We start from the raw sequence: 13,096 nt of genomic DNA, 5'->3' as shown, positions 1-13,096 counted from the left end.
CGCCCCCACGTCACTCGTCAAGCCGATTGCCAACCCGCCGACTATTACTAAGTCTTATAGTAGATAATCGGACCGAGCCCGAGGAGGCGCGATGGCCGACTTCTGCCCCCTCGACGGCTCAGCCGCCGCTTACCTGATCGACATCCTCGACGAGACCGAACGAGCGGGCTTCGAGCGACACATTCGGTTCTGCCGGATCTGTCGCCGGGAAGTCGATGATCTGGCACCGGTCGTCCGCCTGCTCCAAGCCATGAAGGCCGACACCGCGACAACGAGGGGGACACGAGCAGGACAGGTGATCGACCCGATAGCAAGGAGCGACAGTGACGGTCTTCGGCACTCACGTGCCCATTTCGATCTGGACACTGGTCGCACTGGTCGCCGGCTGCCTGCTCAGCCTGCCGTCGGCGAAGCTGCTCGCGGCCCGCACCGGCTGGGGCAGGAACGCCACCCTGACGACGCTCGTGCTGCTCGCCGCCTCCCTGGCCCTCACCCTGACTCCCGGTGAAGACTCGGGCTTCAGCGAGTTTCACCCTTGTCTGTCCATCGGTGACGCGAACCTGATCGACGGGCTCCTGCATTCCGGCGGCGGGCTCGGCGGCACTCTGCTCAACGCCCTCCTGCTGCTTCCCCTGACCTGCGCCGCGACCCTGGCGACCGAGCGCGCGCTGCCGATACTGCTTTTCGCGTTCCTGCTTCCCGCGCTCATCGAACCGGTGCAGGCCTTGATCCCCGGCCGGTACTGCAGTCTGTCCGATCAGGCCGCCAACACGGCCGGCGCCGTGCTCGGCGTGGCGCTCGGCCACCTGCTGCTGCGACGAGCGCGCAGGCAGGCATCCGAGGGCGCCACGCCCGGGCAGGCCGACGATCAGGGCCGTGGAGATGCGCGGTAGCCCAGCTCCTCGATCACCTTGATCACGTCCTCGACGCTACTCCGATCCGCGTCCAGCTCGACGATACTGACCCCCTTCTTCATGGTCGTCTGCGTGCTCAGCACGCCGGGGAGATCTTCCAGCGCGTCGTCGATGAGCAAGGCGCAGCTGCCGCAGTGCATACCCTCGACCTGAAAGGTGAACTTCTCGGTTGATGCCATGACATGCTCCTGGAACTCAGACGATGGTGAGGACGCCGGTGTACATGCCCATGCCGCAGGCGTAATCCAACCGCCCAGGCCGCAGGACACCCAGCTCGATCCGGGTCTCTCCCTTGACCGGCAGGATCTTCTGTTCGTCGCGGATGACGAACGAGCGCACGCAACCCTGCGCCCCTTCCGACTTGATCACCAGCGTGGTGGGCACCCCGGATTTCGCCTGGACGTTCTCCGGGCTGTAGGAACCGGTGCGCGCGGTGATCACCACGGTCTGCTTACCGTCCACTGTGGACGCGGCCGCGGTGTCGGCGGCCGAACCGCCGACGGCTTGCGCGATACGGCTCGCGGACAGCGGCGATCCGGCGAGTTCCAAGCCCCCGTTGAGGGTGTAGAAGCCCATCGCCAGCACCACGAGCCCGGTCACCATGGCGAGCCTGCCTTGCCACGCGGTCGCGGCCTTGCGGGCGGCGTAGCCGAGGATCGCGAACAACGGTCCGGTTCCGAGTACGAACACCGCCATCGTCGCCGCGCCGGCGAGCGCGCTGCCCGAGGTCAGCGCGAGGGCTTCGACCGACAACGTCACGCCGCACGGAATGAGGACGGTGGCCAGGCCGAGCAGTGCCGGAGCCAGCGCGGCCTGCGACCGTGCCCGGTTCCGGACGATCTTCGTCCACGAGATCGGCGGTTCGACGACCACCCGGCGGAAGCCGGGCACGCCGAGCTGCGCCAGCCCGAAGACGATGATCAAGAGACCGGCGCCGATCTGAAGCCAGGTGCGGGCGCCGACGGACAGTTCGACAGCGCCGCCGACGGCTCCCAGTAGCGCGCCGAGCAATGTGTGCGAAACCAGTTTGCCGGCGAGGAACCCGCCGACCGGCGCGAGGTCGTCACCGAGCTGGGCGCGCCACCCCCGCCGATCCACCTCGCGCACGGGCCGGGCATGGGCCGATGAGGCGGTCGCCGCCTTTTGGCGGGTGATCAGTCCGGTCAGCAGTCCACCTTGGACGGCGGCACAGGACACACCGCCGGCGAACAAGCCGGTGATGAGGACAGCAGCGAGATTCATGCGAAAGCCTCCTGAGAGGAAAGTAGTGAGAAGCCGGTGAGTGCGGGCAGACTTCTCCTACGTGCGCAGAAGGCAGAGTTCCTCCAGCCGCGGGGTACGAGACCAGACGGCGGGGGTCACCACGACGCGTACTCGCCTGAAAGCCGTCACCAGGCCCCGCGACCGCGAAGGTGGCAACGCCGCGACGGCCGTGACGACGACGAGAAGGAAAGCGAGGCAGGCCGCCAGCGTTCCACCCAGACCCTGATGGTCGAGCGTTCCACCGCTTTCGGCCGCATCAGGGACGGCGGCTCGCATCTCCGTTGATGAGCCCACGTGGCCCATGCCGTGCACCATCGGCATGGCCATGCCTTCGGTGCATTGCGAACCGGCCGCGAACGCCACCCCCGCGAGGACGGCCAGCACGGCGACGAACCGTGCGAGTCGTCCTCGCACGGCTGCCGTCCGGCGGGCCGTCCACGTCACGACGGCGATGATACGGAGACCGGTCGTCAAATCGGTGTTCGGCTTCGCCACCCTTGCCAACCAACTACTATTATACTTAGTATCAGCGCCGCCAGGGCGCCCTCGCGGCGTTCCGCGACGCGCGCGTCGCTCCCTCCCCCTGACGACGCGCGCCAGCGGGTGCGGAGTCCCGCATGACTCCGCACCCGCCTTTTTTCGTATCCCCACTACCGCCGGTAGTAGTCGAGCGCGGAATCGAGTGAATTCTCGACTACTAACAGGATTAGTACGATTGAAGGTGGCAGACGGAAGATCTTTACTGATACGGTCCGATGACTGTGAGGGGCTATCCGACTACGCCGCGTCGCAGAGTGGGGCCGATGCTGTGGCTCGCCACTCTGCTCTTGTGGCTTCTCGCGCTGCAGCTGGGGCAATGTTTCCCGCAAACGCATCCCCACGCGGACGAGCGTGTCGCCACCGGCGTCGCGACGCCCGCCCCGCTGGCCGACGATTGTGAGCCCGAGCACCACGCACACCGGCAGCACAAGGCCACGGACGCGATTCATCGCGGCACACGAGGAACCGCGGATACGACGTGGCAGCCGATTCCCGCGGAGAACACGTTCCCCGGATCATTCCGCTCACCGGCTCATTCTCCCGGCCAGGAGAGCCCGGGGCGGGATCCGTGCACAGCCGGACGCGCTTTGCTCATCGAGATCTCTGTCGCGCGAACGTGATCGGTCCGGACGACCCGGCCGCCCACGTTCCATTCGACCGTCGCATCCTCGCGACGACTCACCGAAAGAGATCTCGATGAGGACTCCCTTGTCCGCCAACGGCTCGACCATGTCCGGGACCACACTCCCCGGCCAACGGACCGTCACACACGGCCGGAATCCGGCCAGCGCGGTCGGCAACACCCCGGTGCTGTGGATCGACGAGCCGGCGGCGCCGGACCGCGGCTTCTGGGCGAAGCTCGAAGGATTCAATCCCGGCGGGATGAAAGATCGCCCTGCCTTGCACATGATCGCCCGCGCCCGCGAGCGGGGCGACCTGGCTCCGGGTGCGCGGATCGTGGAGTCGACCAGTGGCACGCTGGGGCTCGGCCTCGCCCTCGCCGGAATCGTCTACGGCCACCCGGTCACCGTGGTCACCGACCCAGGCCTCGAACCGATCGTGCACCGGATGCTGGCCGCACACGGCGCCCGTGTCGAGCTCGTCACCGCCCCGCATCCGACCGGCGGCTGGCAGCAGGCCAGGCGGGACCGCGTGCGGCAGCTCCTGACCGAGGAACCCGAGGCGTACTGCCCCGACCAGTACAACAACCCGGACAACGTGGCCGCCTACGAACCGCTCGCGCTGGAGCTGGTTGATCAGCTCGACCGCGTCGACGTCCTGGTGTGCTCGGTGGGCACCGGCGGGCATTCGGCCGGTGTCTCGCGGGTCCTGCGCGAGCACTATCCGCGGCTGAAGGTGGTCGGCGTCGACACCATCGGTTCCACGATCTTCGGGCAGTCCGCACGCCCCCGGTTGATGCGCGGACTCGGTTCGAGTATCTATCCGCGCAATGTGGACTACGGCGGTTTCGACGAAGTCCATTGGGTCGCCCCGGCCGAGGCGGTGTGGACCTGCCGCCGGCTCGCCTCGTCGCACCACGCGACCGGCGGGTGGAGCGTCGGAGCGGTCGCACTCGTGGCCGGCTGGCTGGCGAGGACGGAAGCGGCGGACACCCGGATCGTCACGATCTTCCCCGACGGCCCCCACCGCTACTTCGACACCGTCTACAACGACGACTACTGCGCGGCGAACGGCTTGCTCGGCCATACCCCCGCGGCCGAACCGGACGTCGTCGACGATCCCGCCGAACAGGTCGTCGAGCGGTGGACACGGTGCGCGCACGTCATCGACCCGTCCGAGGTGCGGGCGTGAAGGATCTGGCCGTCAAGTTCAGGTCGTTCGACCGGCCTTCCCAGCTGTTGATGCTGAACCAGTTCACCATCAATCTGGGCTTCTACATGCTGATGCCCTATCTCGCCGGCCATCTGTCGGCCGATCTGGCACTGGCGGGCTGGGCGGTGGGGCTCATCCTGGGCGTGCGGAACTTCTCCCAGCAGGGCATGTTCCTGATCGGCGGCACCCTGGCCGACAGGCTCGGCTACAAACCGCTGATCGTCGCCGGATGCGCGCTCCGGACCGGCGGGTTCGCCCTGCTCGGCCTGGTCGATTCGGTTCCGGCGCTGATCATCGCCTCGGCGGCCACCGGCTTCGCGGGTGCGTTGTTCAACCCGGCCGTGCGGGCCTACCTCGCCGAAGACGCCGGTGAGGAGCGGCGGGTCGAAGCCTTCGCCTTGTTCAACGTGTTCTACCAGGCGGGCATCCTGCTGGGCCCGGTCGTCGGGCTGGTGCTGACGAGCTTCGCCTTCCAGGTGACCTGCCTCGTCGCGGCCGCGGTGTTCGCGGTCCTGACCGTGCTGCAGATCCGGTCCCTGCCGCCACGCTCGCGCGCCAAGGGCGATCCGGCCGCACGTACCTCGATCCGGCAGGACTGGGCGACCGCGTTCGGCAACCGCTCGTTCGTGCTGTTCTCGCTCGCGATGATCGGCTCGTACGTCCTGTCGTTCCAGGTCTATCTCGCCCTTCCCCTGGAGGCTCGCCGGGTCGCCGGTCCCGGCGTGGCCGGAACCACACTGGTGGCACTGCTGTTCGCGGTGTCCGGCGGGCTGGCGATCGCCGGTCAGCTGCGGATCACCGCGTGGTGCAGGCGGCGGTGGGGATCCGGGAAATGTCTCGCCTTCGGTCTCCTGCTCATGGGAGCGGCGTTTCTCCCGCCCATGCTCACCGTGGCCGCGACGGCGGCGTTGAGCTGGGCATCGCTGATTCTCTCGGCCGCCCTGCTGGCACTGGGGACCATCGTGGTGTTCCCGTTCGAAATGGACACGATCGTCACCCTTTCCGAGGGCAAGCTGGTCGCGACCCACTATGGGCTTTACAACACCGTGGTCGGCGTGGGCATCCTGCTGGGCAACCTGCTCACCGGAACCGCGTTGGACATCGCGAGAAATGCCGGTGCACCAGCGGCACCATGGGCCGTCCTCGCCTTGATCGGCGCCGGTTGCGCCTGGTGCCTGCGCGCGCTCGACAAAGCCGAACGCCTCACCCCGGTGGCGGCGTGAAAGCCGTGACACCGAAGCGGACAGGTAACCTCGGGCCATGACGGCGAGCGCGCTCGGCAGGACCCAGCGGGTCTTCCTGCTGGGTGTGCTCGCCTTTTGCCTCATGGCGATGCACCACTTGACGACGTCGGCGGGTATGCCGGAAATGTCTCCGGCGGCGCAGGTCGCCGTCGTCGGACACGGTGAAGGAACCGCCGCCACCGAGCAGGACGGCGACCATCCCACCTCGCCGCACGACGACCACGGCTTCCTGCACCTGTGCCTCGCCGTGCTCGGTGCGATCGGCGCCCTGCTCGCCGGGCTGGGACTGCTTTTCCGGTCACGCCGCGCCCATCCGGTGCGCGGGGCGACCGAGCCCGCCGGTCCCCGGGCACCGCCGCCACCGTCCAGACCTCCGGACCGGCCCGGCAGGCTGATTTTGAACTCCTTGTGCGTGTTGCGCGTGTGATGGACGGATTTCCTCGTCGATCACACCCATTTCAGCAAACGAACAAGGATGTATTCAGCATGCGCAAATCACTGATCGTCAGTGGTGTCGCCATGGTCGCCGCGCTCGGTCTCGCGGGCTGTAGCGGCAACGACACCGGAATGTCCGGAATGGACCATGATCCGCCGGCGGGCCAGCAGGCCGGCCAGAACGCGGACGACATCGCGTTCGCCCAGCAGATGATCGAACACCACGGCCAGGCACTGGACATGTCCGGACTGGTGCCGTCGCGCAGCACGAACCCCCAGGTCATCGACCTCGCGAGCCGCATCGAGAAGGCTCAGGATCCGGAAATCCAGCAGATGAAGAACTGGTTGGCCGCCTGGGGCGCCGGACCGGCGGCGAGCTCGGGTATGCCCATGGACCACGGGTCCATGTCCGGCATGATGACGGAGGCCGAGATGAAGGAACTCGGACAGGCCAAGGGTGCCGACTTCGACAAGATGTGGCTCGGCATGATGATCAGGCACCACCAGGGCGCGGTCGACATGGCGAAGACCGAACTCGCCAAGGGGTCCAACGCCGAAGCCAAGGCGCTTGCCCAGAAGATCATCGACGCGCAGGAAGCCGAGATCCGCGAGATGCAGGGGCTGCTCCCGCAGGGCTGATTCATTGCCGCCGGGCGCTTTCCGCGCCCGGCGGCCGCCCGCCGGGTCTCGACGGGATCCCTCGACGTTGGCTACTATCATGCCTAGTACTACTTGCCGCCTCCCCTTTCGACTCGGACGACAGGTGATCGATGTCGCGTCATGCGCTCCGGATCGTCACGCCGGCCCGAAGCCACCTCGCGCAGCTCCTGCGCTCGTGGACGCAAGAGCCTCGCGTCCTGCATATCGGCGCGGCGGACGAAGACATGAAGGCGTCTCTCGCGGATGCGGGGTTCATGGCGACCGTCGCGACCAATGTGGACGATCTCGATATCACCCTGCCCGCGGGAACCTACTTCGACTCGATCCTGTTGAGCCCGGATTCCTTGGCCGACAGGGAAAGTCTGCGCTCTCGGATTCGCTTGCTGCGCGACGTCGCCGAACACGTCACACCGGACGGCATCATTCTCGTCGAAGTGCCGCCCGAGCGAGCCGAACCTCGGCACGGCGCGCACGTCCACATCGCCGACGAGCTCGACCTGATCGCCGAAATGGCCGGACTACGCCGGGTGCACCGTGCCCGGCTCACCGAAGTTTCGCGCGAACCGACCTTGGTGAGCCTGTATCGGCGCAAGCAGTAGCGATCGTCACTAGTACTAAGCGAAGTAGTGGACAAGCGCGGCTCGTTACCTTACGGTGACCCGCGGGCCCTCGGGGCGGTCCACGACCAGCTCGAAACACGACAGGAGATCCAGCACCCGTGACACCGCACCGACGCCGTACGGCTTCACTGCGCGTCCTGACCGCCGCCGTCGTTCTCCCGCTCGGATTGAGCACGGTCCCCGCGAGCGCTCAGCCGGCGCCGCCACCCGCCGAGGCACAGGATCCGATGTCCCGCTACCAGCGCCTCGGCGCGGAGGCCGCCAAGGCCGAGGAGGATTTCTCCGCCGCCCAAGACGACCTGGCCGCACGGAAGGCCACGAGCGCCAAGGCCGATGCCGATCTCGCGGCCGCCGGCAAGGAATTGGCGGACGCGGAGGGCTCCATCACGAAGTTCCGGGGCGAGGTCGACAAGCTCGTCGCCGCGAACTTCCAGGGAGCGTCTTCGGTCAATCAGCTCGCGGCCTTGCTCGACAGCGGCAGCCGGACGGAGTTCCTGCAGAAGTCCGCGGCGATCTCCCTGTTGTCCGGGCAGAAAGCGGACGCGCTCGCCGGGCTGAGGACCGTGCTCGATCGGGCCGCCAAGGGGCGAGCACAGGCGGCGGAAGCCCAGAAGCGGGCGAGCGAGGCGACAGCGGCCGCGCAGTGGGCGGTGGACCAGGTCACCAGCCGGAAGAACGACCTCGACCGGCAGATCAAACAGGTTCGTCAAGCGCTCGGGGCGCTTCCGGCGCAGGACAAGGCCAAACTGGGCAAGGTCCAGGACAGTGGCTCTTATCTCGGCCCGCCCGGAGCGGCGAACGACGCACTGCAAGCCGCACTGTCCAAACGGGGCTCCGAATACGAATGGGGCGCCACCGGCCCCGCCGAGTTCGACTGTTCCGGGTTGACCTCCTGGGCCTACCGCCAGGCGGGCGTCTCCATTCCTCGCACCAGCCGTCAGCAGTACACGGCCGGGAAACCGGTCTCGCTCGACCAGTTGCAGCCGGGCGACCTGCTGTTCTATGACGACGGGACCGGCAATCCCGGTGCCATCCACCACGTCGGCATGTTCGTGGGCAGCGGGAAGATGGTCGACGCTCCGACCGAAGGACAGCTCGTCGACGTGCGCTCGATGAAGGGTGACGGGCACCTGATGGGCGCGAGGCGCATAGTCGGCTGACCGGGCCAGGGCGGTATCCTCCCTGGCAGGAGGTGTCATGCGTCGGTTGGGCGAGCTCGAAGCCACGGTGATGGACGTGCTGTGGCGCGGTTCCGAACCCATGCTGGTCCGCGAGGTTCTCGTGGAGATCGCCAAGGAACGCGAGCTGGCGTACACCACGGTCATGACCGTGCTGGACAACCTGTATCGCAAGGAGTGGGTCGTCCGGGAAATGGAAGGCCGCGCGTACCGTTACCGGGCGATCACCACCCGCGAGGAGTCCACCGCTCAGGCCCTCCGGGACGTACTCGATTCGGCGAGCGACCCGGAATCGGTACTCCTGCACTTCGCCCAGTCGGTCTCCGAGGAGGAGTCGGACATCCTGCGCCGCGCCTTGCGCCGAAAGCAGCGAAAGCGGTGATCCCCGCCGCCGCGCTGCTCTTCGGCGTCCTGCTCGTCGGCTGGTGCTCCCCACCGGTCCTGGCGAGGTTCGGGACGCCACAGGGCAGCCCGGCGGCGGCGATCACCTGGTGGCTCATGACCGCGATCGGCCTGCTGGCAGGCACGGTCGGCGGCGTCCTCCTGCTCGCGTTGCCCGGCCACGGCCCCGCGGATCAGATCACCCGCTTGATCGACGCTTGCCTGGCCACGATGAGTCACGACGGGATACCGTCCCTCGACCTCGTGGTCGGCGGTACGGCCGGAGTCCTGCTGACGTTCGCGCTCATCCGGCTGCTCTCGTCGTCGATCAGGCGCCGGCAGCGCCGCAACCAGTTGCATCGACGCCATCTCGACGCGCTGCGGTTGGCCGGATGCCGGCCGTCGGATCGCGTCCGGACCTTGTGGCTGCCGCATGAGCATCCGATCGCCTACAGCCTGGGCGGACGCCGGGCCGTGATCGTCGCGAGCGACGGGTTGCGGGCCCGGCTCACCCCCGCCGAACTGCGAGCGGTGTTCGCCCACGAGAGCGCTCACGTCCGGAGCCGTCATCACCTGCTCACCGGCTGTGCCGACGTGCTCGGCCGGACGCTCCGCTTCGTCCCGCTCATGCGCGAGCTGCCGAAGGCGATCAGCCTGTTCGTCGAGCTGGCCGCCGACCGGACGGCGGCCGCGGAATGCGGAGCCGGTCCGGTGCGGTCGGCGCTGCTCACCATCGGCACCACGGGTGGCCCTAGAAAAGCGCTCGCGATGTCGGGTGGCGACACCTCCCTCCGGATCAGCCGGCTCGACGACAGCCGCCGGTTGCCCTTGCGCTCCGGGTTGACCGGCATCATCGGCGGTGCCGCCTGTTTGACCGCCCCCGCGGTCGTGGCCGTCGCCCTCATGGGGGCGTTCAGCCTGGCCTTCTGCTGAACCCCGTGTGGAGGGCGGACCTGGATAGGTCTCGCCCTCCACACGGGGATACAGCCGGTCATCGCAGCACCGCCGGGTCACCTCCGCCGGCCACACTCGGCTCGGGCTTCGGTGTGCGCAGGGTCGCCATGGCCAGGAAGCCACCGGCGATCGCGATCCCCGCGGCCCCGAGGAACGCGGCCGAGTACCCGCCGGTCAGCGCGACCGGGTCACCGATCCGCCCCGCGCCCGCCGACACGCCGACCGCGGTCATCGCGGCCAGACCGAGCGCCGATCCGATCTGGTACGAGGTGTTCACGATCCCCGACGCGAGCCCGCCTTCCTCCGGTTTCGCACTGGAAATGGCGGTACCCAGCGACGGGATGAACGCCAGCGCCTGACCGAGCGCGGCGACCAGCGACGCGGGCAGGACATCGACCACGAAGTTGCCCGTCGGGCTCACGAACGACAGCCACACCAGACCCGCGGCGAGCGCCCACAGGCCCCCGATGATCATCTTCTTCGGCCCGAACCGGCCGATCAGCCGGGGCGCGACCGCGACCATCAGCACCACGATCAGCACGGTCATCGGCAGCAGCGCGGCACCACTGGCGAACGCTCCGTAACCCAGGACCTGCTGCAGGTACAGGTTGAGGAAGTACCACATCGGGATCCACGCCGCCCCGAGCAGGAACTGCGCCAGGTTCGCGCCGCCGAGGTTCGGCGTCCGGAAGATCCCCAGCCGCACCAACGGCACCTCGCGCTTCCGCTGGATCGCCACGAACACCGCCAGCAGAACGACTCCACCCAGCAGTGCACCCCAGGTGCCCGCCGAACCCCAGCCCGCTTCCGGTGCCCGCACGACACCGAACACGGTCAGGCCGAGGCCCGCGGTCGCCGCGACCGCACCCGCCAGGTCGACCGAGCCACGCCGGGCCGGGGCGGACGGCATCAGCTTGCCGGTCGCCACGATCGCGACCAGTGAAATCGGGACATAGAGCCAGAAGATCCATGGCCACGACAGCCACTCGGTGATCACGCCGCCCAGGAACACGCCCGCGGTGCCACCGGCGGGAGCGGCCGCACCGTAGAGCGCGAGCGCCTTGGTCAGCTCACGCGGACGTGCGCCGAACAGCATCATCAGCAGGGTCAGCGCGGACGGCGCGATCAGTGCCGCGCCCGCGCCTTGCAGTACCCGGCCGAGCAGTTCGACCCACGCGGTTCCCGCGACCGCGGCGACCACGGAACCGCCGAGGGTGACGACCCAGCCGGCGGTGAACATCCTCCGCGCGCCGAACAGGTCCGAGAGGCGTCCGCCGAGCAGCAGCAACCCGGCCAACGCGATGACGTAGGCGTTGAACACCCACGACAGATCACCCGGGGAGAACCCGAGGTCCTGCTGCATCGCCGGTAAGGCGACACCGATGATCGAGGTGTCCATGATGACCATGAACTGGGCCAGCGCGATGAGTCCCAGCGCCCACCACCGCCGTGGGTCGGGAGATGTCTCCGTCATGACGTCCGTCCTTTCCGGATTCGGTACCCCTAGGGGGTATTGCGGAACTGAAGGTAGACCGATCCACGTCGTCGCACAAGTACCCCCAAGGGGTATTGGTGTAGCGATCATCACAGCCGCCATTTGCCGACAAATCCGTTGCACGACAAAGAGTCGTCACGTAGAACAACGAAGGCCCGAATGAGCCATTGGACAGATACCCCCTACAGGTATAAGGTTCCTGCGACCGACAGGAGGAGGAGCCGTGCAGCGTCTTCAGTCGCTTGATCCGGCCAACGCGCCGTCGAAGTCCGCCGAGCTGCTCGGCGACATCGTCGAACGCCGTGGCTCGGCCGGCCCCATGGTCTCCGCGATGGCCAACTCCCCCGCCCTCCTTCAGGGCTACCTCGACTTCTCGCGGGCCATGAAGCGGGTCAAGCTTCCCCGGGCCCTCAGCGAAAAGATCTCGCTCGCCCTGCAGGAATGGATCGGTTGCGCACTGTGCCTGCAGGCGCACACCCGGGCCGCGCAGGCCGCCGGGCTCAGCGACAACGACATCGCGCTGGCCCGGCAGGGCACCTCCACCGACCGGCGCGAGGCCGCGCTGATCGCGTATGCCGTGCGGGTCCTCGCCGAACCGGCTTCGATCGGCGACGAGGACATCGCCGAGTTGCGGGAAAACGGCTGGAGCGATCAGCTCATCGCCGACACGGTGGGGCTGGTGTCCCTCAACCTGCTCACCGGTTCGTTCAATCTCGTCGCAGGACTCGAACCCGCGCCTGCCGAGCAGTCCACAAAGGAGAAACACGACCATGTCCGTTGAGCACGACCACTCGCACCACGAACACGAGCACCACGGTGACCACGGTGGGCATGCGGGCAACGGCGGCCACGAACACCATCAGCCGGGCAAGGTCTCCTGGGGGATGGCGGCATCGGCCACCCTGCACTGCCTCACCGGCTGCGCCATCGGCGAAGTGCTCGGCATGGTGATCGGCACGGCGCTGGGCTGGGGCAACCTCGCCACCATCGTGCTCGCCGTCGCTCTGGCGTTCGTCTTCGGCTACGCCCTGACGATGCGCGGCGTCCTGCGCGCGGGCGTCGGCTTCAAGCAGGCCCTCAAGGTCGCCCTCGCCGCCGACACCGTCTCGATCATCGTCATGGAGATCATCGACAACGCGGTGATGCTCGTCGTCCCCGGCGCGATGGAGGCGGGCCTCGGCAGCGTGCTGTTCTGGGGCGCGCTCGCCTTCGCCCTCGCCGTGGCGTTCGTGCTCACCACCCCGGTCAACAAGTGGCTCATCGGCCGCGGCGCCGGGCACGCGGTCGTGCACGCCTACCACCACTGAGTTCACGACGGATCCGAGCCGCCCCTGGTGCTTTCGCACCGGGGGCGGCTTTTTGTCGTCCTGGGTTCTGATCAACGGAGGATCGGGGACGTTGAGTGTCCCCAATCCTCCGTTGATTAAGCTCCGAGCGGCCCTCCACACTCGACCAGGTCGCCGCGAGCAAGGCAAAGGTGGAGTGTGGGGGGGGGGGGGGGGGGGGGGGGGGGGGGGGGGGGGGGGGGGGGGGGGGGGGGGGGGGGGGCGCGGGGGGGGGGGGGCGCCCGCGGGGCCCG

The 13,096-nt window shown here is 68.1% G+C and carries 16 protein-coding genes; 11 read left to right on the top strand and 5 right to left on the bottom strand.

The window, feature by feature from the left end; translation table 11 throughout:
• Positions 1–118: 118 nt before the first annotated feature.
• The gene (locus tag ACIBTM_RS22980; RefSeq protein ID WP_395879118.1) at positions 119–247 is read right to left on the bottom strand and encodes a hypothetical protein; all 129 of its coding nucleotides are present in this window, start codon (positions 245–247) and stop codon (positions 119–121) included.
• A 76-nt stretch (positions 248–323) separates the two neighbouring features.
• Here ACIBTM_RS22980 and ACIBTM_RS22975 point away from each other — a divergent pair, with 76 nt between their 5' ends.
• On the top strand, positions 324–893 hold the full coding sequence (locus ACIBTM_RS22975) for a VanZ family protein (RefSeq protein ID WP_395879117.1): 570 nt from the start codon (positions 324–326) through the stop codon (positions 891–893).
• Here ACIBTM_RS22975 and ACIBTM_RS22970 read toward each other — a convergent pair.
• The 3 genes from ACIBTM_RS22970 to ACIBTM_RS22960 are packed head-to-tail and all read right to left on the bottom strand — an operon-like array spanning position 869 to position 2,621.
• Positions 869–1,093 (bottom strand): heavy-metal-associated domain-containing protein, encoded by a 225-nt coding sequence (locus ACIBTM_RS22970; protein ID WP_395879116.1) that lies wholly within the window; start codon positions 1,091–1,093, stop codon positions 869–871. The two genes, ACIBTM_RS22975 and ACIBTM_RS22970, sit on opposite strands and share 25 nt — an antisense overlap.
• 16 nt (positions 1,094–1,109) lie before the next feature.
• Complete coding sequence (locus ACIBTM_RS22965; protein WP_395879115.1) at positions 1,110–2,156, bottom strand: sulfite exporter TauE/SafE family protein; 1,047 nt, start codon at positions 2,154–2,156, stop codon at positions 1,110–1,112.
• Positions 2,157–2,213: 57 nt separating this feature from the next.
• On the bottom strand, positions 2,214–2,621 hold the full coding sequence (locus ACIBTM_RS22960) for a hypothetical protein (protein ID WP_395879114.1): 408 nt from the start codon (positions 2,619–2,621) through the stop codon (positions 2,214–2,216).
• A gap of 825 nt (positions 2,622–3,446) precedes the next feature.
• Here ACIBTM_RS22960 and ACIBTM_RS22955 point away from each other — a divergent pair.
• The 8 genes from ACIBTM_RS22955 (at position 3,447) to ACIBTM_RS22920 (ending at position 10,001) form a co-directional block, all read left to right on the top strand.
• Positions 3,447–4,529, top strand: coding sequence for a PLP-dependent cysteine synthase family protein (locus tag ACIBTM_RS22955; protein ID WP_395879405.1), 1,083 nt, complete (start codon positions 3,447–3,449; stop codon positions 4,527–4,529).
• Positions 4,526–5,773: an MDR family MFS transporter gene (locus ACIBTM_RS22950; RefSeq protein WP_395879113.1), complete on the top strand. Its 1,248-nt coding sequence runs from the start codon at positions 4,526–4,528 to the stop codon at positions 5,771–5,773. The genes ACIBTM_RS22955 and ACIBTM_RS22950 overlap by 4 nt, the downstream gene beginning before the upstream one ends.
• A gap of 37 nt (positions 5,774–5,810) precedes the next feature.
• The gene (locus tag ACIBTM_RS22945; protein WP_395879112.1) at positions 5,811–6,221 is read left to right on the top strand and encodes a DUF6153 family protein; all 411 of its coding nucleotides are present in this window, start codon (positions 5,811–5,813) and stop codon (positions 6,219–6,221) included.
• Between the two features lie 59 nt (positions 6,222–6,280).
• On the top strand, positions 6,281–6,868 hold the full coding sequence (locus ACIBTM_RS22940; RefSeq protein ID WP_395879111.1) for a DUF305 domain-containing protein: 588 nt from the start codon (positions 6,281–6,283) through the stop codon (positions 6,866–6,868).
• Positions 6,869–6,999: 131 nt separating this feature from the next.
• Complete coding sequence (locus ACIBTM_RS22935) at positions 7,000–7,488, top strand: hypothetical protein (protein WP_395879110.1); 489 nt, start codon at positions 7,000–7,002, stop codon at positions 7,486–7,488.
• Between the two features lie 119 nt (positions 7,489–7,607).
• Positions 7,608–8,669 carry a C40 family peptidase gene (locus tag ACIBTM_RS22930; RefSeq protein ID WP_395879109.1) on the top strand — a complete coding sequence of 354 codons (1,062 nt, stop codon included), beginning with the start codon at positions 7,608–7,610 and terminating at the stop codon, positions 8,667–8,669.
• 37 nt (positions 8,670–8,706) lie between these two features.
• Positions 8,707–9,069, top strand: a complete 363-nt coding sequence (locus ACIBTM_RS22925; RefSeq protein ID WP_395879108.1) for a BlaI/MecI/CopY family transcriptional regulator — start codon at positions 8,707–8,709, stop codon at positions 9,067–9,069.
• Positions 9,066–10,001 carry a M56 family metallopeptidase gene (locus tag ACIBTM_RS22920; protein ID WP_395879107.1) on the top strand — a complete coding sequence of 312 codons (936 nt, stop codon included), beginning with the start codon at positions 9,066–9,068 and terminating at the stop codon, positions 9,999–10,001. The genes ACIBTM_RS22925 and ACIBTM_RS22920 overlap by 4 nt, the downstream gene beginning before the upstream one ends.
• Positions 10,002–10,059: 58 nt before the next feature.
• Here ACIBTM_RS22920 and ACIBTM_RS22915 read toward each other — a convergent pair whose 3' ends face one another.
• Positions 10,060–11,496 (bottom strand): MFS transporter, encoded by a 1,437-nt coding sequence (locus ACIBTM_RS22915; protein WP_395879106.1) that lies wholly within the window; start codon positions 11,494–11,496, stop codon positions 10,060–10,062.
• Between the two features lie 244 nt (positions 11,497–11,740).
• Between ACIBTM_RS22915 and ACIBTM_RS22910 the strand changes: the two genes are divergently transcribed.
• Together ACIBTM_RS22910 and ACIBTM_RS22905 are read left to right on the top strand one after the other, a co-directional pair.
• On the top strand, positions 11,741–12,298 hold the full coding sequence (locus ACIBTM_RS22910; RefSeq protein WP_395879105.1) for a carboxymuconolactone decarboxylase family protein: 558 nt from the start codon (positions 11,741–11,743) through the stop codon (positions 12,296–12,298).
• Positions 12,288–12,824, top strand: coding sequence for a DUF4396 domain-containing protein (locus ACIBTM_RS22905; protein ID WP_395879104.1), 537 nt, complete (start codon positions 12,288–12,290; stop codon positions 12,822–12,824). Before ACIBTM_RS22910 ends, ACIBTM_RS22905 begins: the two co-directional genes overlap by 11 nt.
• Positions 12,825–13,096 lie beyond the last annotated feature (272 nt).

It is taken from the genome of Amycolatopsis sp. NPDC049868, from assembly GCF_044461365.1.
In the GTDB taxonomy this organism is placed as follows: domain Bacteria; phylum Actinomycetota; class Actinomycetes; order Mycobacteriales; family Pseudonocardiaceae; genus Amycolatopsis.
The sequence above is the reverse complement of the archived record's forward strand: the minus strand, read 5'-3'. Positions and strand labels throughout refer to the sequence as shown.